We start from the raw sequence: 17,057 nt of genomic DNA on the forward strand, positions 1-17,057 counted from the left end.
TTTGACTCCGCGCCGCCAAACGCCTACCTTGTTGAAAATGACTCTTATTTCACAGGTTGTCGCCCATGACGGGGCGGCGTTGCAGCCGACTCAAAAGGAGCTTGATTTTGCCGGTCACCAATCGACGTCAGTTTATTAAACTCAGTGCACAAACCGCAGGAGCCGTATTCGCGATGACTTCATTACCCAACAGTATCCGCCTGGCGATGGCGGCGGAGGGCGGCGCGGCCGCCGGCGATGAATTCCTGTGGCTGGAAGAGCTGCAGGGTAAAAAAGCGCTGCAATGGGTGCAGCAGGAAAATCAGCGCACCGTGGCGCGTTTCGGCCAGGGCGAAGACTTTCAGCGCATTGAGCGCGAAGTTCTGGATATCCTCAATAAAGACACCCAGATCCCGTGGGTGAGTAAACGCGGCGAGTACTATTACAACTTCTGGCAGGATCAGGCCAACCCGCGCGGCCTGCTGCGGCGCACCACGCTGGACGAGTACCGCAAGGCCAAACCGGCCTGGGAGACGGTGCTGGATATCGATGCGTTGGGCAAGGCGGAAGGCAAGGATTGGGTCTATCAAGGCTCGCAACCGCTGGCGCCGGAATACCGTTATTGCCTGATGCAGCTGTCGCCGGACGGCGGTGACGCCACCGAAATCCGTGAATTCGATCTGGTGGCCAAACGCTTTGTCAAAGACGGTTTCAACGTGCCGGTGGCGAAAAGCCGGGTTTCCTGGGTCGATCGGGACACGCTGTTCATCGCCACCGATTTCGGCCCCGGTTCGATGACCCAGTCAGGCTACGCGCGCATCGCCAAACGCTGGCGGCGCGGCACGCCGCTGAGCGCCGCCGAAACGCTGTACGAAGCGCAGCCGGAAGATATGGCGGTCTTCGCCTATCACGATCGCACGCCGGGTTTTGAGCGTGATTTCGTCGGCCGCAGCCTGGACTTCTATCGCCGTGACTATTTCTTGCTGGCTCAGGATGGCCGGCAGAAAAAAATCGACATCCCGGCCGACGCCGAGCTGGATACGCATCGGGAATGGCTGCTGATCAAACCGAGCAGCGACTGGGAAGTGGGCGGTAAGCGCTATCCGTCCGGCGCGCTGCTGGCGGCCAACTTCGATGACTATCTGGCGGGCAAGCGCGAGCTGCAGCTGCTGTTTACCCCAACGGCGGAGCAGGCGCTGAGCGGCTACAGCGGCACCCGCGATCACCTGATCCTCAGCATCATGGATAACGTGGTCAACCGGCTGGAAGTGCTGACGCCGCAGGGCGGCAGCTGGCAACGTCGCCCGCTGGGCAACCCCGACGCCATCAGCACCCTTTCCGCCGGCGGCATCGACGAAGAGAGCAACGCCTATTTCCTGACCGTCAGCGGGTTCCTGCAGCCGACCTCGCTGTACATGGGCAATCTCGACGGCGGTGAGGCGACGCTGTTGAAACAGGCGCCGCAGGACTTTGACGCCGCCGGCTATCAGGTCAGCCAGCATTTCGCGCGCTCCAAGGACGGCACCCGCGTGCCGTATTTCCAGATCGCCGCCAAAGATCTCAAAGCGGACGGCAGCACGCCGACGCTGCTGTATGGCTACGGCGGGTTTGAAGTGCCGCTGTTGCCGGGCTATCTCGGCGGCAAGGCGCCGGCCTGGCTGGAACGCGGTGGAGTATACGTGGTGGCCAACATTCGCGGCGGCGGCGAATACGGTCCGGCCTGGCATCAGGCGGCGCTCAAGCAAAACCGCCATCGCGCCTACGAGGATTTCGCCGCCGTGGCCGAAGATCTTATCGCACGCAAGGTGACCTCGGCGCCGCATCTTGGCGCGCGCGGCGGCAGCAATGGCGGCCTGCTGGTGGGCAATATGCTGACGCTGTATCCGCAGCTGTTCGGCTGCATCGTCTGCGAAGTGCCGCTGCTGGACATGCAGCGCTATACCCAGCTTTCCGCCGGCGCGTCGTGGATCGCCGAATACGGTGACCCGAGCAAGCCGGAGGAATGGGCCTACATCAAGACCTTCTCGCCATACCACAACATTCAGGCGCAGACGGCCTACCCGCCGGTGCTGTTCTATACCGCGACCAGCGACGATCGGGTCAACCCGGCCCACGCCCGCAAAATGGCGGCGCGCATGCAGGCGATGGGGTATCAGCAGGCCTATTTCTATGAAAATACCGAAGGCGGGCACAGCGCCGCCGCCGACAAGCAACAGGCGGCGTTCCACAGCGCGCTGGTAAGCGAATTCATGTGGGCCAACCTGAGCGGCAAACCCAAGTCAGCGTAAGCCTTTTTCTTGCGGCATAAAAAAACACCGGGGCGTTAACCCCGGTGTTTTTATTTACGCTCAATCCGCCGGCGGTCAGCGAGCCGCAGTGGCTTCCTGCGCTTGCTGATTGGCGTCTTCGGTGGTGTCCAGCGTCATGCGGTACAGCTTCGGCGCGGTCAGCATCATCAGGATAGCGATGACGGCGGTGACGATGCCGATCTGCATAAACACATGGCTGTAGATGGCCAGCGAAGCGTGCGCGTCGTTGATGTCGCTTGGCACGGCGGTCAGACCGGCAACCTTACCGGCGATCAGCGCGGCGGCGGCGGTAGTCAGGAACCAGGAGCCCATGATGAAGCCCATCAGACGCTGTGGCACCAGCTGCGCTACCATCGCCAGGCCCAGGCCGGAAATCATCAGCTCGCCGATGCTCTGCAGCGCGTAGCTCAGGATCAGCCAGTTGACCGACACGATGCCCTGTTCGTTGGCGAAGCTGGCACCCCATGGCAGCACCAGGAAGGCGCAGGAGCAGAGGATCATGCCGAAAGCGAACTTGTGCGGCATCGGCAGGCGATCGCCCATTTTGTTATACAGCGCGGCCAGAATCGGGCTGGCGAGCATGATCCAGAACGGGTTCAGCGCCTGATACTGCTCCGGCTCGAAGGCGACGCCGAAGATGCTGTGTTCCACGTTATGGATGGCGAAGAAGTTCAGCGAGGTTGGCATCTGGCTGTACAGCACGAAGAACACCACCGCTTCCAGCATCAGCAGGAAGGCGACGATCATCTTGCGGCGTGCAGCGCCGTGCAGGGCGAAGGTTTCCTTGGCGAACACCAGAACGATGCCGGCGGAAACGAGGGCCAACGCCCAGCGCGCGATCACCTGGTTGTGCAGCAGCCAGCTGGACACGGCGATTTGTCGTGCTCCTGTCCACGGCTGAACCAGTACAGCTGTTGTGGCAGCAGCCCGGCAGGGCAAGCGTCTACGCACAGGCCGCAGCGGATGCAGGACTGCTCCGGTTCCTGCGGCGTCATTTCATCCACCGTCGGCGCCAGAATGCAGTTGCTGATCTTGACGATCGGCACGTTCAGCGCGGGCAGGGTGAAGCCCATCAGCGGGCCGCCCATGACCACCATCTGCTGCGCCTGCGGGCGGAAACCGACGACGTCGAGCAGGTGCTGCACCGGCGTGCCGATGCGAGCCCACAGATTGCCGGGGCACTCAATCGCCTCGCCGGTCAGGGTCACTACGCGCTCAATCAGCGGTTCGCCGTCGACGATCGCTCGCTTGATGGCGAAGGCGGTGCCGACGTTTTGCATCAATACGCCGATAGCGGAGGAGTGCTTGCCGTGCGGCACTTCCTTGCCGGTCAAAATTTTGGTCAGCTGCTTGGCGCCGCCGGACGGGTATTTGGTCGGGATGACGCGCAGCGCAATGCCGGACTGGCCGCGCAACGCCAGTTTCAGCGCCGCGATTGCCTCCGGCTTGTTGTCTTCGATGCCGATCAGCGTGACCTTGGGCTGCAGAATGTGTTGCAGGATCTGCGTGCCTTCAATGATCTGATCGGCATGTTCCTGCATCAGGCGATCGTCGGCGGTGATGTAAGGCTCGCACTCGGCGGCGTTGAGGATCAGCGTTTCCACGCCGCTCATGCCGCCTTGCAGTTTGCTGGCGGTCGGGAAACCGGCGCCGCCCAGGCCGGCGATGCCGGCCTGATGAATACGTTGAATCAGTTCCGTGGCGGGCGATTGGCGATAGTCCGCCACCGGATCGCGCTCGCACCAGCGGTCTTCCCCGTCTGCCTCGATAATCACGCACAGCTCCGTCAGCCCGGACGGGTGAGCGGTGATGTGCGGGGTAATGGCGCTGACGGTGCCCGAGGTCGGGGCATGCACCGGCACGGTGCGGCCGCGGCCGACGGTCAGAGGTTGGCCTTTCAACACCCGATCGCCGGCGCTGACGCACAGCTCGCCTTCCGGCCCCAAATGCTGCTGCAGCGGAATGATAAAGGTCTTGGGCAGGGGCGCGACACGCAGCGGCGCACCGCTGGACTGCGTTTTCATTTCCGGTGGATGGATCCCGCCGTCGAAATCCCAGATCCGGTCTTTTTTAAAGGCGGCGAACAGATTAAGCATGTTGCTCCACGTGGATCACTTGCACCGGGATCGTCTTCATGTCCCACTTCCAGTTGGCGGTGGTGGTAGCGACCGGTCTCATTTCAATACAGTCGGTAGGGCAAGGGGCGACGCACAGATCGCAGCCGGTACAGAGGTCGGTGATGACGGTGTGCATGGCGCGGGTGGCGCCGACGATGGCGTCCACCGGGCAGGCCTGAATGCACTTGGTGCAGCCGATGCAGTTGGCCTCGTCGATATAGGCCACTTTACGCTCCGGCTCGGCGGCGGCTTCGCTGCCCAGCGGCTGCGGCTCTACGTTGAGCAGCTCCGCCAGTTTCAGCATCACCTGTTCGCCGCCCGGCGCGCATTTGTTGATCATCTCGCCGTTGGCTACCGCCTCGGCATAGGGGCGACAGCCGGGGTAGCCGCACTGCCCGCACTGGCTCTGCGGCAGGATCGCGTCGACCTGCTCGGCGACCGGATCCTCTTCCACCTCAAAACGGCGCGCGGCGTAGCCCAGCACCAGTCCGAACAGCAGCCCGAGCGCGCTCAAAGCCGCGATAGCTATCCACAACGCAGTCATTAGAATTTCACCAGCCCGGTAAAGCCCATAAAGGCCAGCGACATCAGCCCGGCGGTGATCAGCGCGATCGAGGAGCCGCGGAACGGCGCCGGCACGTCGGCGACCGCCAGACGTTCGCGAATGGCGGCGAACAGCACCATCACCAGCGAGAAACCGGCGGCGGCGCTGAAGCCGTAAACGGCGGACTGCAGGAAGTTATAGCCGAGGTTGACGTTAAGCAACGCTACGCCCAGCACTGCACAGTTGGTGGTGATCAGCGGCAGGAAGATGCCCAGCAGGCGGTAGAGCGCCGGGCTGGTCTTGCGCACCACCATCTCGGTGAACTGAACGACGACGGCGATCACCAGAATGAAGGAGAGCGTGCGCAGATACACCAGATCCAGCGGAACCAGAATAAAGGTGTTGATCACCCAGGCGCTGACGGAGGCCAGCGTCATGACGAAGGTGGTGGCCATTCCCATGCCGATGGCGCTTTCCAGCTTCTTGGAAACGCCGAGGAACGGGCACAGGCCAAGAAACTTCACCAGAACGAAGTTGTTCACCAGTACGGTGCCGACAAACAGGAGCAGGTATTCGGTCATTGCGATGCCTAAAAAAATAAAAGCCGCCTATTATCGGGAATCGGCGGCCGGACGACAACATATGAATCGCAGGGGTATTGCCTTTTTTGGCGAAAATTTACACAAAAAACCCGATAAAACGTGCTGCAATCCCCATTAACGTTCGGTAAAGGTGCCTTTGACCCGCTGCGAGCGCTTGATATAAGGCACCAGCAGCGCCGCCATCAGCAGCGGCCAGCCGAGGCTGCGCACCGCCACTTCATCCGGTACCGGCGCAAAGGCGAAGGCTTTCACCGCCAGGATCACCGTGATCAGCAGCCATAACAAGAACAGTTTGGGGAAGCGCTGCGAGCGCTGGCAAAATAGAAACACCAGCCACAGGGTGAAGCCCCACATCAAAAGCGTGGTCAGCACCGAAAAGTACCATTGCAGGGTAAACGCCTGGGCGTTGGTCAACAGATAATCGCGCGACTCGGGCATGAAGATCGCCATGGCGTACAGGAGCAGCATCAGGCTGGCGCTGAGCAGGGTGACGATCAGATAGGCCAGCGGGGCCAGCAACCAACCGCCGATACGAGTGTATTCAGCTTGAGACATAAAGGCTTCCTGATTGAAACGGGGATCACAGGCGGCATAGCTTAGCGGGTAATATAGGCTTCGTCATCTCTATCAAGCGGATAGCTCGGCATCGCGACGCCGGGCCGCACGTTTGGCTACTCCGGCCTCGCTTCGAATTAACATCTCATTTACTTCTTGTTCCATCCGGCCGCATGGTGTCAAATCGAAAGGGTCTGTCGTGAGCCAGCAAGAGGAAATCCCATGGCTGAGAAAATTCGTGTCGGGCTGGTCGGTTACGGCTACGCCGGCAAAACCTTTCATGCGCCGCTGATTGCCGGTACGCCGGGGCTGGAGTTGGCCGCCGTCTCCAGCAGCGATGCCGGCAAAGTGCACGCCGACTGGCCGTCGATGACGGTGGTGGGGGATGCGCAAGCGCTGTTCGCCGATCCGGCCCTCGATCTGATCGTCATTCCTACCCCCAACGATACCCATTTCCCGCTGGCGCAGCAGGCGTTGGCCGCCGGCAAGCACGTGGTGGTGGATAAACCGTTTACCGTGACGTTGTCACAAGCGCAGGCGCTGCAACAGCAGGCGCAGCAGAGCGGTTTACTGCTGTCGGTGTTCCACAACCGCCGCTGGGACAGCGATTTCCTTACCCTTAAAGCGCTGTTAAAGGACGGTTCGCTGGGCGAGGTGGTGTATTTCGAGTCGCATTTCGATCGCTACCGGCCGCAGGTGCGCCAGCGCTGGCGTGAACAAGGCGGCGTCGGCAGCGGCATCTGGTTCGATTTGGGGCCGCATCTGCTCGATCAGGCGCTGCAACTCTTCGGCAAACCCGAACGGCTGTTTGTCGATCTGGGTGAGCTGCGGCCGGGGGCGCAGGCGGTGGACTATTTCCACGCGCTGCTGAGCTATGGCGATCGCCGTGTGGTGCTGCACGCCAGCATGCTGGCGGCGGCAGAGAGCCCGCGCTACGTGGTGCACGGCACCCGCGGCAGCTATGTCAAATACGGCCTCGATCCGCAGGAAGACCGACTGAAGGCCGGCGAGCGTCTGCCGCAGGCCGATTGGGGCTATGACATGCGCGAGGGTGTAGTGACGCTGTCACGTGACGATCTGCTGGCGGAGCAACCGCTGCTCAACATTCCCGGCAATTACCCGGCTTATTACGCGGCGGTGCGCGACGCGATCGCCGGTACAGGCGAAAACCCGGTGCCGGCCGCCGACGCCATCGCGGTGATGGCATTGATCGAACTGGGGCTGGAATCGGCCCGGCTGCAGCAGGCGCTGCCGGTGGTTTGATACTGCCCATTTCTCTGTGCCCGGCGAAGCGTCGGGCCTTTTTACGACTTTACGTGCAAGGAAATTCGTTTCATGTCCTGGTTGCAGCGTTTGCGCATTGATAAATTTTTGCTGGTTCTGATTTTGGTGGTGATCGTCGCCTCGCTGTTCCCCTGCGAAGGCATCTGGAAAACCTTCTTTGAACACCTGACCACCGCGGCCATCGCGCTGCTGTTCTTTATGCACGGCGCCAAGCTGTCGCGCGAGGCGATCATCGCCGGCATGAGTCACTGGAAGCTGCATCTGCTGGTGTTCCTCAGCACCTTTGCGCTGTTCCCGCTGCTCGGGCTGGCGATGAACCTGCTGGTGCCGGGCATCATGACGCCGACGGTCTATCTCGGCTTCCTCTATCTGTGCGCGCTGCCGGCCACGGTGCAGTCGGCCATCGCTTTTACCTCGGCGGCAGGCGGCAACGTGGCGGCGGCGATCTGCAGCGCCTCGGCGTCGAGCATTCTTGGCGTGTTCCTGTCGCCGCTGCTGGTGGGGGCGTTGATGCATACTCAGGGCGGCAATACCGACGTGCTGCACGCCATCGGTTCAATCATTTTGCAATTGATGGTGCCGTTCGTGATCGGTCACCTGGCGCGGCCATTGATCGGCAAGTGGATCGACCGTCATCGCAAGCTGATCAACCTGACCGACCGTTCGTCGATCCTGCTGGTGGTGTATACCGCGTTCAGCGCGGCGGTGGTGGAAGGGATTTGGCACCGCATCGACGGTTGGTCGCTGCTGACCATCCTGGTGATGTCGCTGGTGCTGCTGACGGTGGTGCTGGTGATCAACACCTACGCGGCGCGCTGGCTGGGCTTCAACACCGCCGATGAGATCACCATCGTCTTCTGCGGTTCGAAAAAGAGCCTGGCGAACGGCATTCCTATGGCCAACGTGCTGTTCCCGGCCGCGGCGGTGGGCGCCATGGTGCTGCCGCTGATGATTTTCCACCAGGTTCAACTGATGGTGTGCGCGGTGCTGGCGCAGCGCTATGCGCGTAAAACCGCCAAACAGCGGGCCGAGGCGGAGGCGCTGGTGGCCAAATAGGCCGCAGGCCGCTAACGGTGGCTCAGCGCGTCGAGCAGAAAGTCGGCGCGTTCGTCCGGTGAGGCGCGCGGCAGTTCTTGCAGCTGATAGCCATAGCGGCGATAGACGGCCACCATTGCCCGGTAGGTCAGCTCGGCTTCGGCGAAAGATTGTTTTCTCTCGCTGTCCTGCGCGTAGATCGCTTGCCACGGCGGGGCGATGAACACCCTTTCGGCATAGCGAAAGGCGCCGATCGCCGCCGTCAAATGCGCGGGGATCGGCAGTCTGCACAGCGTGAGATACCCGGCGATATCCGGCAGCCCGCGATCGAAGAACCAGCATGTTTCCCCCGTCGCTTCGCGCCATGAGCGCAGTTCCCAATCGAGCATCCGCTCGGCGAAGGCCTGGCGATCGCCCCACGGCAGCGCATGGCCGCCGGTACTCACCTGATCCTGAATAATCGCCCGGCCCGCCTCCAAGGAGTGCGGGTAACCACGGCGATGAAGAACGTCGATGAGCGTGCTTTTGCCCGAACCCGGGCCGCCGGTCAGCACGATGCGGCGTAGTTTGTCAGACATGCGGAATTCCTCTCTTGCAACAGAGTGATGGGGTGAAAACAGCGATAAAGACGCGCAGGCGGAAGAAAACGGGGGGATGAGAAGAAGGCGCCGTTTGGCGCCTTGGGAGATTAGCCTTGAACTTTGGCGCGCAGCGCCTGTTTTTCCTGCTCGCTGAGGAAAGCCAGCTTCAGGCCGTTTTCCTGCGCGGTGCGGATTTCTGCCGGCGTCAGCCCGGCCTGCGGCGCGGCGACGCGGTATTCATGCTCGATCTCGATGCCCTGAACCGCCGGATCGTCGGTGTTGATCGACGCCAGCACGCCATGGCGCAGGAAGGTGGCCAGCGGATGCTGCGCCAGTGACGGCACGGTGCTGGTCTGGATGTTGGAGGTCAGGCAGGATTCGATGCCGATGCCGTGTTCCGCCAGGAAGTCCATCAGCGCCGGATCTTCGACCGCTTTCACCCCGTGGCCGATACGTTCGGCGCCCAGCTCGCGGATCGCCTGCCAGATGCTTTCCGGGCCGGCGGCTTCGCCCGCGTGCACGGTGATGCGCAGGCCGGCGTCGCGGGCGCGGTTGAAGTGGCTGAGGAACAGGCTGCCGGGGAAGCCCAGCTCATCGCCCGCCAAATCCAGCGCGGTAATGCCGTCGCGGTGCGCCAGCAATCCTTCCAGTTCCTGCAGACAGGCGGCCTCGCCGAAGGTGCGGCTCATGATGCCGATCAGGCGAATGTCGATATCGCGATCGCGGCAGCCCGAACGGATCCCGTCGATCACCGCTTCCACCACGCCGGCGACCGGCAGTTGATGTTTCATCGCCATGTAGTAAGGGGAGAAACGCAGCTCGGCATAGTGCAGGCCGGCGTTGGCGGCATCCTCGACGTTTTCGTAAGCCACCCGGCGGCAGGCGTCCAGATCGCCCAGCACCGCCACGCCCCAGTCCAGTTTCTGCAGGAAGCTGACCAGATCCGGTTCGGCATGGGTGATCTGCACGTGCGGGCGCAGGCTCTCCAAATCGTTGGCCGGCAGGGCAAGATTGAACTGGCGGCCGAGGTCGAGAATGGTCTGCGCGCGGATGTTGCCGTCGAGATGGCGGTGAATATCGGTAAGCGGTAGGCGGGGATCGATCATGCTGGGCACTCGCTAATTATCGTAGGTAAAGTGCAGAACAGTATAAAAACAAATGGATGAAACTTGCCATCGCGTTGCATAAAAAAGTGATGTGAATCACAAATAATGCGCAATATATCGCATTATCGTCGCGAATCAGGCTTTCAACACGCTGACGCCCGCCTGCTGCAACGGCGCGATCAGCGCGTCATCGGTAGCCCGCTCAACGATGACGGTGTGCGCCAGCGTAATATCGCCGATCGCATACTGCGAGGCGGCGTTAAGCTTGGCGGCGGAGGCCAGCACCACGGTTTCCGCCGCGCGGGCCGCCAGCGCGCGTTTGATGTAGGCCTCCTCCAGATCGCCGGTGCTCAGCCCCGCGGTGGGGTGCACGCCGGTCACGCCCATGAAATAAATATCGGCGCGGATATGCGACATCGCTTCTACGGCGGCGGCGCCGACGCTGACGATCGAATGCTTATACAGTCGGCCGCCGATCAGGATCACCTCGACGGTGGGGTGATCGACCAACCCCACGGCGACGCTGGGGCTGTGGGTGACGATGGTGGCGTTGAGGTTGGCCGGCAGTTGCCTGACCAGCTCTGCGGAGGTGGTGCCGCCGTCGATGATCACCACCTGGCCGGGGGCGATCAGCGCCGCCGCCGCTTTGGCGATCGCGCGTTTGGCGCCGGATTCCAAGTGATTGCGTTCGGCGAAGCTGGCGATGGCGGAAGAAACCGGCAGGGCGCCGCCGTGCACCCGCTGCAGCAACCCCTCGGCGTCCAGTTCGCGCAGATCGCGCCGGACCGTATCTTCCGACAGCCCGAACATCTCGCTGAGCTGTTTGGCCAAGACCTGACCATCCTGGGCCAGTTTTTCCAAAATGATCTTCTTGCGTTGGCTGGTCAACATGGCCATTTCCTCTCAAATTTCCTATGCACGAAATATCTTGATCATACACGAAACTGCACGATAGTATCAATTTCCTTCCTCTGGCGGAGTAAACCGATGATAGCCACCAAAGACAGGGTTCGCATTGTCGAAACCCGGGTGTTGTCCGATGACTGGTACCTGCTGAAAAAAACCACCTTTGATTTTCTGCGGCGCGACGGCGTCTGGCAACGGCAAAGCCGTGAGACTTACGATCGCGGTGACGGCGCGGTGATTTTGCTGTTCAACCGGCAGGCGCAAACGGTGATCCTGACGCGCCAGTTCCGCTTTCCGGTGTTCGTCAATGGTCATGACGGCATGCTGATTGAGGCCGCCGCCGGGCTGTTGGACGACGCGTCGCCGGAGGCGCGCATCCGCGCCGAAGTTGAAGAGGAAACCGGCTATTTCGTGCAGAACGTGGAGAAAGTGTTTGAGGCGTACATGAGCCCTGGCTCGGTCACCGAAAAGCTGCACTTTTTCGTCGGTGAATATCAGGCGAGCGATCGCCTCAACGAGGGCGGCGGGCTGGCGGCGGAGGGGGAAGATTTGGAGGTGATCGAGCTGCCGCTGGCGCAGGCCCTGCAGGCGGTTCGTCAGGGTACGATCGTTGACGCCAAAACCATCATGCTGTTGCAGTTTGTCGCCTTGAATCGGACGTTGGAGGAACAACGATGAAAGCACAACAAATCTTGATCGCCGGCCCCTATCGCAGCGGCACCGATGGCGATCCGCAGCGTATCGCCGCCAATCTGGCGCGCCTGGAACAGGCGGCGCTGGCGGTTTACCAGCGGGGGCACGTGCCGGTGATCGGCGAGTGGCTGGCGCTGCCTTTGGCGGCCGCGGCCGGTTCCACTCAGGTTGGCGATGCGGTCAGCGAGGCGTTTCTTTACCCGGTGGCTCACCGACTGATTGCGCAGTGTCAGGCGGTGTATCGCATCGAAGGGGTGTCTGCGGGGGCCGATAACGACGTGCGGTTGGCTAGCGAATGGGGATTGGCGGTCTATCGTCATCTGGAGGAAATCCCGTTTGTTCAGACGTAACGGAGGGGCGGGCAGAGGCTCGCCCCCTCGCGCTATTGCTCGTCCAGCACAAACCTCAATCCGGCGATCAGCTTGTCCATGCCGGCTTCCAGCTTGCTGCGCGGGCAGCCGACGTTGAGGCGCAGGAACCCGCGGCCTTCTTCGCCGTAGGTAAAGCCCGGCATGATCGCCACCTTTTCACGCTCGATCAGCACCTGCTGCAGCGCCCGATCGTCCACGGCCAGCGGCCGCAGATCGATCCAGGCCAGGTAGGTGGCCTGCGGCGGGTGCCAGCCCAGCGCGGGAAACGCCTGCTCCAGCCGCTCGGCGACGTAGGTCAGATTATCCTGCAGATAGTCGCGCAGGGCGTCCAGCCAGGGTGCGCCGTGGCGATAGGCGGCCACGTGCGCCGCCACCGCCAGCACCGCCGGCGAGGAGAGGCCGTCGCGGGCTTTGAGCTGCTGGAAATAGGTTTCGCGGCTGGCGTCGTCGCTGATAAAGCCGTAGGCGCCGGTCAGTGCCGGAATGTTAAAACTCTTGGAGCCGGAGGTCAGCAAGGCCCAGGCGCCGGTCGCCACCTGGCTCCACGGTGTATGGCGGTGTTCACCCCATACCATATCCATGTGGATTTCGTCGCTGATGACGCGCACGTCGTGGCGCTCGCACAGTTCGGCCATTTGCTGCAGCTCGTCGCGGCGCCACACCTTGCCGGTGGGGTTGTGCGGGCTGCACAGCAGCAGGATCTTGGTTTGCGGCCGCGCCAGCAACGCCTCAAGGTGCGCCATGTCGCAGCGCCAGTCGTCGCCGGCCTTGTGCAGCGGGCAGGCCAACAGCTGGCGTTGGTTGGCGAGGATCACCTTGTAGAAGGCGTCGTAAGCCGGGGTATGGGTCACCACATAGTCGCCCGGTACGGACCATTGGCGGATCAGCTGCGCCGCCATGTAGATAACGGAAGGGCCGTACACCGCCGTTGCGGTGTCGATGGCGACGTTGAAACGTTGCTGATACCAGTGGCGCAGCGCGCCGAGAAAATCTTCGTGCTGCCAGCGGCTGTAGCCCAGCACGCCGTGCTGCAGGCGCTGTTGCAGCGCCTCGAGAATGCACGGCGCGGTGGCGAAATCCATATCGGAGATGGTGAACGGCAGCAGGTCGTCGCTGCCGAAACGATCGGCGATATAGTCCCACTGGGTGCACCAGGTGCCGTGGCGGTCGATCGGGGTGGAGAAATCAAACATGGGTGGCTCCCTGCAGCGCCGCGGCAGGTTGCGCCGTGGCTATCAGTGAGTCTAATTCATCTTTCACCGATTGCACCTGCGGGCCGATCACCACCTGCAGATTGTGGTCGTTGAGATGCACTACGCCGATGGCGCGATTGGCTTTCAGCGCCGCGTCGTCCACCCGGCTCATGTCGTTGACCGACAGGCGCAGGCGGGTGATGCAGTTGTCCAGCGTGATAATGTTGCCCGGGCCGCCGAGGGCCGCCAGAATCGCCGGCACGTTGTAGCCGGATTTGCCCACCGCGCCGCTCGGCGCGCTTTGGCTGACGGCGCTGTCGCTCTCACGGCCCGGCGTTTTGATGTTAAAGCGCTGGATGGCGAAGCGGAAAATGGCGTAATAGCCGACGAACCAAACGGCGGCCACCACCGGCACCAGATACCACTTGGTGGCGGTGCCGTGCAGAATGCCGAACACCACGAAGTCGATGATATTGCCGTCGGTGTTGCCGATGGTCACGCCCAGCAGCGCCATCACGGTAAAGCCCAACCCGGTGAGCAGCGCGTGGATCAGATACAGGAACGGCGCGACGAACAGGAACAGGAACTCGATCGGCTCGGTGGTGCCGCCAACCACGCAGGCCACCACGCCGGAAATCAACAGCCCTTTGATTTTATGGCGGTTCTCCGGTTTGGCGCAGTGGTACATCGCCAGCGCCGCGCCCGGCAGCCCCCCGAGGAACGCCGGCATTTTACCCTGCGACAGGAAGCGGGTGGCGCTCTCGGCGAAGCCGGTGGTGGTCGGACAGGAGAGCTGCGCCTGGAAGATGGTCAGGGCGCCGCTGACGCTGTGGCCGCACACCTCCATCGTGCCGCCTGCCTCGGTAAAGCGGATCAGCGCCACCAGAATGTGCTGCAGGCCGAACGGCAGCAGCAAGCGTTCGCCGGTGCCGAACAGCATCGGGCCAAAGGCGCCGGCGCTGTTGATCACCCAACCCAGCCCGGTGATGCCGGCGGCGAACCACGGCCAGATCAGCGGGATCACCAGGCCGCACAGGCCCAGCACCACGGTGGTCACGATCGGCACGAAGCGCGTGCCGCCGAAGAACGCCAGCGCGTCCGGCAGGCGGATGGTGTGGAAACGTTCATGCAGGCGATAGACGATGATGCCGACGATCACCGCGCCGAGGATGCCGGTATCGATCGACTGAATGCCGAGGATGTTCTGGATATTGTTGGCTTTCAGCACCAACGGATCGCTGGTGGGCAGCACGCCGGCGGCGGTCAGGTAGAAGTTGGTGCCCAGATTCAGCACGGCGAAGCCGACGAAACCGGAGAAGGCGGCGACGCCTTTGTTTTCGCGCGCCATGCCCAGCGGAATGGCGATGGCGAACATCACCGGCAGGAAGCTGAAGGCGAAGGAGCCTACCTTGCTCATCCAGGTAAAGATCAGCTGGAAGATCGGGTGGCCGATAAACGGCATCAGGGTGATCACGTCGCGGCTGCTCAGCGAGCTGCCGATCCCCAGCATGATGCCGCAGAAAGAGAGCAAGGCGACGGGCAACATGAACGTTTTGCCCAGGCTCTGGAAGAACTCCCAGAGGGTGATTTTGGGTTTGTTGGCTGCTGACATAACCGACTTCTCCTGGCGAAAAGACGAGCAAAAAGGGGACTTCTGATTAGGTAAAAAGAAGATAAAACGTTTTACCTAGCAAAAATGCGCCGCCAATCACAAATCTGCCGCCCGGTTTTTGGCGACAATGCGGCAGGCAGTAAAACGTTTTACTGAGCTAACGGATTCGGTATACCCTTGATCATTACGGCGCGGGTTGCCCAGGAACGGGTTCGCAGAGACTATGAGCATCAAAAAAATCACCATCACCGATGTGGCGCAGCAGGCGGGCGTGTCGGTCACCACGGTTTCCCTGGTGTTGAGCGGCAAAGGGCGCATTTCGCCGACCACCGCCGAGAAGGTCAATCAGGCGATAGAGCAGCTGGGTTATGTGCGCAATCGCCAGGCGGCGACGCTGCGCGGCGGGGAGTCCGGAGTGATTGGCCTTATTCTGCGCGACATTTGCGAACCCTTCTATGCCGAAATGACCGCCGGGCTGAGCGAAGCGCTGGAGGCGCACGACAAGCTGTTGTTTTTGACGCAGAGCGGGCGCGACGGCCAGGGCTTGCAGCGGGCGTTTGACGCGCTGCTGGCGCAGGGCGTCGACGGCATCGTGCTGGCGGGCGGCATCCGCGCGGCGGCTGGGCTGAAGGAAAAGGCGGCCGAGCAGGGCGTGCCGCTGGTCTGCGTGGCGCGCTCCAGCGGTCTCGATGGGGTGGACGTGGTGCGGCCGGACAATATGCAGGCCGCCAAGTTGGCCACCGAATTTTTGATCAAACGCGGTCACAGCCAAATCGCCTACCTTGGCGGCCAGAGCGACTCATTGACGCGCGCCGAGCGGTTGGGCGGTTTTTGCGCCACGCTGGTGCAGTACGGCCTGCCGTTTCGCAGCGAATGGATCGTCGAGTGCGATTGCCGGCAGCGTGAGGCGGCGGAAGCGGCAGAGCAACTGCTGCGCCACTACCCGAACATTACCGCCATCGTCTGCCACAAGGCGTCGGTCGCGCTCGGCGCCTATTTTGGCCTGACGCGCAGCGGCCGCAGTATCGGCTCGGACGGGGTCGACGCCTACTATGGCCGGCAGGTGGCGCTGATCGGTTTCGGCGACGTGCCGGAGGCCGAACTGACCGAGCCGCCGCTGACCTTCGTCTCCAGCTCGGCGCGGGAAGTAGGGCGCAGCGCCGCCGCGCGCCTGCTGCAGCGCATCGGTGACGCCGATCTGCCGGCGCAGAACGTCATTTTGCCGCCGACGCTGATCCGGCGCGGCTCCGCCTAGTCCCGCCGCTGTTCCTCTTCCGCCTCCCGGCGGATCCAGCCGATAAAGGTTTTCATCGCCGGCGTCAGATCCCGCGATTTCAAATGAGTCAGCCAATAGGCGCCGAGCGCGGCCTCGGCAGCGAATGGCCGCTGCAGCGCGCCGGCGGCCAGTTCGCGGCGGAACATGCTGACCGGCGCCAGCGCTACGCCGTCGCACTGGATCGCGCCTTCCACCATCAGCCGGGATGAGTCGAACACCGGTCCGTTGATCCGCCACGGCGTCACCTGCGCAGCCGTGAACCAGCGCTCCCATTCATCCTTGCGGTAAGTGCGCATCAGCTGCTCGTGCTGCAGATCCTGCGGCGTGCGCAAGCGCGCGGCGACCGCCGGCGGGCAGAGCACCGTCAGCGGCGCGTCGAACAGCTTGATATTGCAGGTGGCGGGCCAGAGGCCTTCGCCGAAGCGGATGGCGAAATCCATGCCGTCGGCCGACAGATTGACCAGGTTGTTGTGGGTCAGCACCCGCAGATCGATGAACGGATGCGCCGCGCGGAACGCCGCCAGCCGCGGCATCAGCCAGCCGACGGCGAAGGTGCCGACCACCGCCACCGTCAGCACCTCGTGGAAATGCCCGCCTTCGAACTGCTGCAGCACCGCCTCGATGCGGTCGAAAGCGTCGCTCAACACCGGCAGCAGCGCCTGGCCCTCTTCGGTCAGATCCAACCCGCGCGGCAGGCGGCGGAACAGCTGAATGCCCAGCTGTTCTTCCAGCATGCGCACCTGCTGGCTGATGGCGGCCTGGGTGACGCGCAGCTCCAGGCCGGCGCGGGTGAAGTTCAGGTGGCGGGCGGAGGATTCGAACGCCCGCAGGGCGTTGAGGGGAAGTCGGTTGCGCATTGTCGATAGCCATAAGTTTTTCTTTATGCTGGCTGAA

16 protein-coding genes and 1 pseudogene are annotated in these 17,057 nt (G+C 62.5%); 6 read left to right on the top strand and 11 right to left on the bottom strand.

What is annotated here, in order from left to right; all coding sequences use genetic code 11:
- Positions 1 to 173 precede the first annotated feature (173 nt).
- Entirely contained in the window at positions 174 to 2,267 is a 2,094-nt protein-coding gene (locus tag IT763_RS10530) for a prolyl oligopeptidase family protein (protein WP_049300524.1), read from the top strand.
- Positions 2,268 to 2,342: 75 nt separating this feature from the next.
- On the opposite strand, the gene IT763_RS10535 is transcribed toward IT763_RS10530, so the two are convergent.
- The 5 genes and pseudogenes from IT763_RS10535 to IT763_RS10555 all read right to left on the bottom strand — a co-directional run bounded on the left by IT763_RS10535 (position 2,343) and on the right by IT763_RS10555 (position 6,106).
- Positions 2,343 to 3,239: an oligopeptide:H+ symporter gene (locus IT763_RS10535; RefSeq protein WP_241005498.1), complete on the bottom strand. Its 897-nt coding sequence runs from the start codon at positions 3,237 to 3,239 to the stop codon at positions 2,343 to 2,345.
- Positions 3,161 to 4,384: pseudogene (gene rsxC, locus IT763_RS10540) on the bottom strand (electron transport complex subunit RsxC); the annotation flags it as partial. The gene IT763_RS10535 and the pseudogene rsxC, both read right to left, overlap by 79 nt.
- Positions 4,377 to 4,949: an electron transport complex subunit RsxB gene (gene rsxB, locus IT763_RS10545; RefSeq protein WP_004938428.1), complete on the bottom strand. Its 573-nt coding sequence runs from the start codon at positions 4,947 to 4,949 to the stop codon at positions 4,377 to 4,379. The pseudogene rsxC and the gene rsxB, both read right to left, overlap by 8 nt.
- A complete protein-coding gene (gene rsxA, locus IT763_RS10550) occupies positions 4,949 to 5,530 on the bottom strand; it encodes an electron transport complex subunit RsxA (RefSeq protein ID WP_004938443.1) in 582 nt (193 codons plus the stop codon). Before rsxA ends, rsxB begins: the two co-directional genes overlap by 1 nt.
- A gap of 135 nt (positions 5,531 to 5,665) precedes the next feature.
- The gene (locus IT763_RS10555; RefSeq protein WP_016927891.1) at positions 5,666 to 6,106 is read right to left on the bottom strand and encodes a DUF2569 domain-containing protein; all 441 of its coding nucleotides are present in this window, start codon (positions 6,104 to 6,106) and stop codon (positions 5,666 to 5,668) included.
- A gap of 222 nt (positions 6,107 to 6,328) precedes the next feature.
- Between IT763_RS10555 and IT763_RS10560 the strand changes: the two genes are divergently transcribed.
- Positions 6,329 to 7,369, top strand: coding sequence for an oxidoreductase (locus tag IT763_RS10560; protein WP_033640475.1), 1,041 nt, complete (start codon positions 6,329 to 6,331; stop codon positions 7,367 to 7,369).
- 72 nt (positions 7,370 to 7,441) lie between these two features.
- On the top strand, positions 7,442 to 8,446 hold the full coding sequence (locus IT763_RS10565) for a bile acid:sodium symporter family protein (protein WP_016927889.1): 1,005 nt from the start codon (positions 7,442 to 7,444) through the stop codon (positions 8,444 to 8,446).
- Positions 8,447 to 8,457: 11 nt separating this feature from the next.
- Here the strand turns inward: IT763_RS10565 and IT763_RS10570 are convergent, their stop codons facing one another.
- From IT763_RS10570 to IT763_RS10580, 3 genes are all read right to left on the bottom strand, one after another.
- A complete protein-coding gene (locus IT763_RS10570) occupies positions 8,458 to 9,003 on the bottom strand; it encodes an AAA family ATPase (protein WP_016927888.1) in 546 nt (181 codons plus the stop codon).
- 110 nt (positions 9,004 to 9,113) lie between these two features.
- Positions 9,114 to 10,112 carry an adenosine deaminase gene (add, locus tag IT763_RS10575; protein WP_049298931.1) on the bottom strand — a complete coding sequence of 333 codons (999 nt, stop codon included), beginning with the start codon at positions 10,110 to 10,112 and terminating at the stop codon, positions 9,114 to 9,116.
- Between the two features lie 135 nt (positions 10,113 to 10,247).
- Complete coding sequence (locus IT763_RS10580) at positions 10,248 to 11,003, bottom strand: DeoR/GlpR family DNA-binding transcription regulator (RefSeq protein WP_033640472.1); 756 nt, start codon at positions 11,001 to 11,003, stop codon at positions 10,248 to 10,250.
- A gap of 96 nt (positions 11,004 to 11,099) precedes the next feature.
- On the opposite strand from IT763_RS10580, the gene IT763_RS10585 reads away from it, so the two are divergent.
- Together IT763_RS10585 and IT763_RS10590 are read left to right on the top strand one after the other, a co-directional pair.
- Positions 11,100 to 11,696 carry an NUDIX domain-containing protein gene (locus tag IT763_RS10585; RefSeq protein WP_016927885.1) on the top strand — a complete coding sequence of 199 codons (597 nt, stop codon included), beginning with the start codon at positions 11,100 to 11,102 and terminating at the stop codon, positions 11,694 to 11,696.
- Positions 11,693 to 12,061 (top strand): NUDIX hydrolase, encoded by a 369-nt coding sequence (locus IT763_RS10590; RefSeq protein ID WP_143778939.1) that lies wholly within the window; start codon positions 11,693 to 11,695, stop codon positions 12,059 to 12,061. The genes IT763_RS10585 and IT763_RS10590 overlap by 4 nt, the downstream gene beginning before the upstream one ends.
- A gap of 32 nt (positions 12,062 to 12,093) precedes the next feature.
- Here IT763_RS10590 and IT763_RS10595 read toward each other — a convergent pair whose 3' ends face one another.
- Together IT763_RS10595 and malX are read right to left on the bottom strand one after the other, a co-directional pair.
- On the bottom strand, positions 12,094 to 13,275 hold the full coding sequence (locus tag IT763_RS10595) for a MalY/PatB family protein (RefSeq protein WP_143778940.1): 1,182 nt from the start codon (positions 13,273 to 13,275) through the stop codon (positions 12,094 to 12,096).
- Positions 13,268 to 14,887, bottom strand: coding sequence for a maltose/glucose-specific PTS transporter subunit IIBC (gene malX, locus IT763_RS10600; RefSeq protein ID WP_033640468.1), 1,620 nt, complete (start codon positions 14,885 to 14,887; stop codon positions 13,268 to 13,270). Before malX ends, IT763_RS10595 begins: the two co-directional genes overlap by 8 nt.
- Positions 14,888 to 15,110: 223 nt before the next feature.
- On the opposite strand from malX, the gene IT763_RS10605 reads away from it, so the two are divergent.
- Complete coding sequence (locus IT763_RS10605) at positions 15,111 to 16,142, top strand: Mal regulon transcriptional regulator MalI (RefSeq protein ID WP_033640467.1); 1,032 nt, start codon at positions 15,111 to 15,113, stop codon at positions 16,140 to 16,142.
- On the opposite strand, the gene IT763_RS10610 is transcribed toward IT763_RS10605, so the two are convergent.
- Entirely contained in the window at positions 16,139 to 17,020 is an 882-nt protein-coding gene (locus IT763_RS10610; protein WP_049298939.1) for a LysR family transcriptional regulator, read from the bottom strand. The genes IT763_RS10605 and IT763_RS10610 overlap by 4 nt on opposite strands.
- Positions 17,021 to 17,057 lie beyond the last annotated feature (37 nt).

Origin of the sequence: Serratia sp. CMO1 (assembly GCF_015689115.1) — a bacterium.
GTDB lineage: Bacteria > Pseudomonadota > Gammaproteobacteria > Enterobacterales > Enterobacteriaceae > Serratia > Serratia marcescens.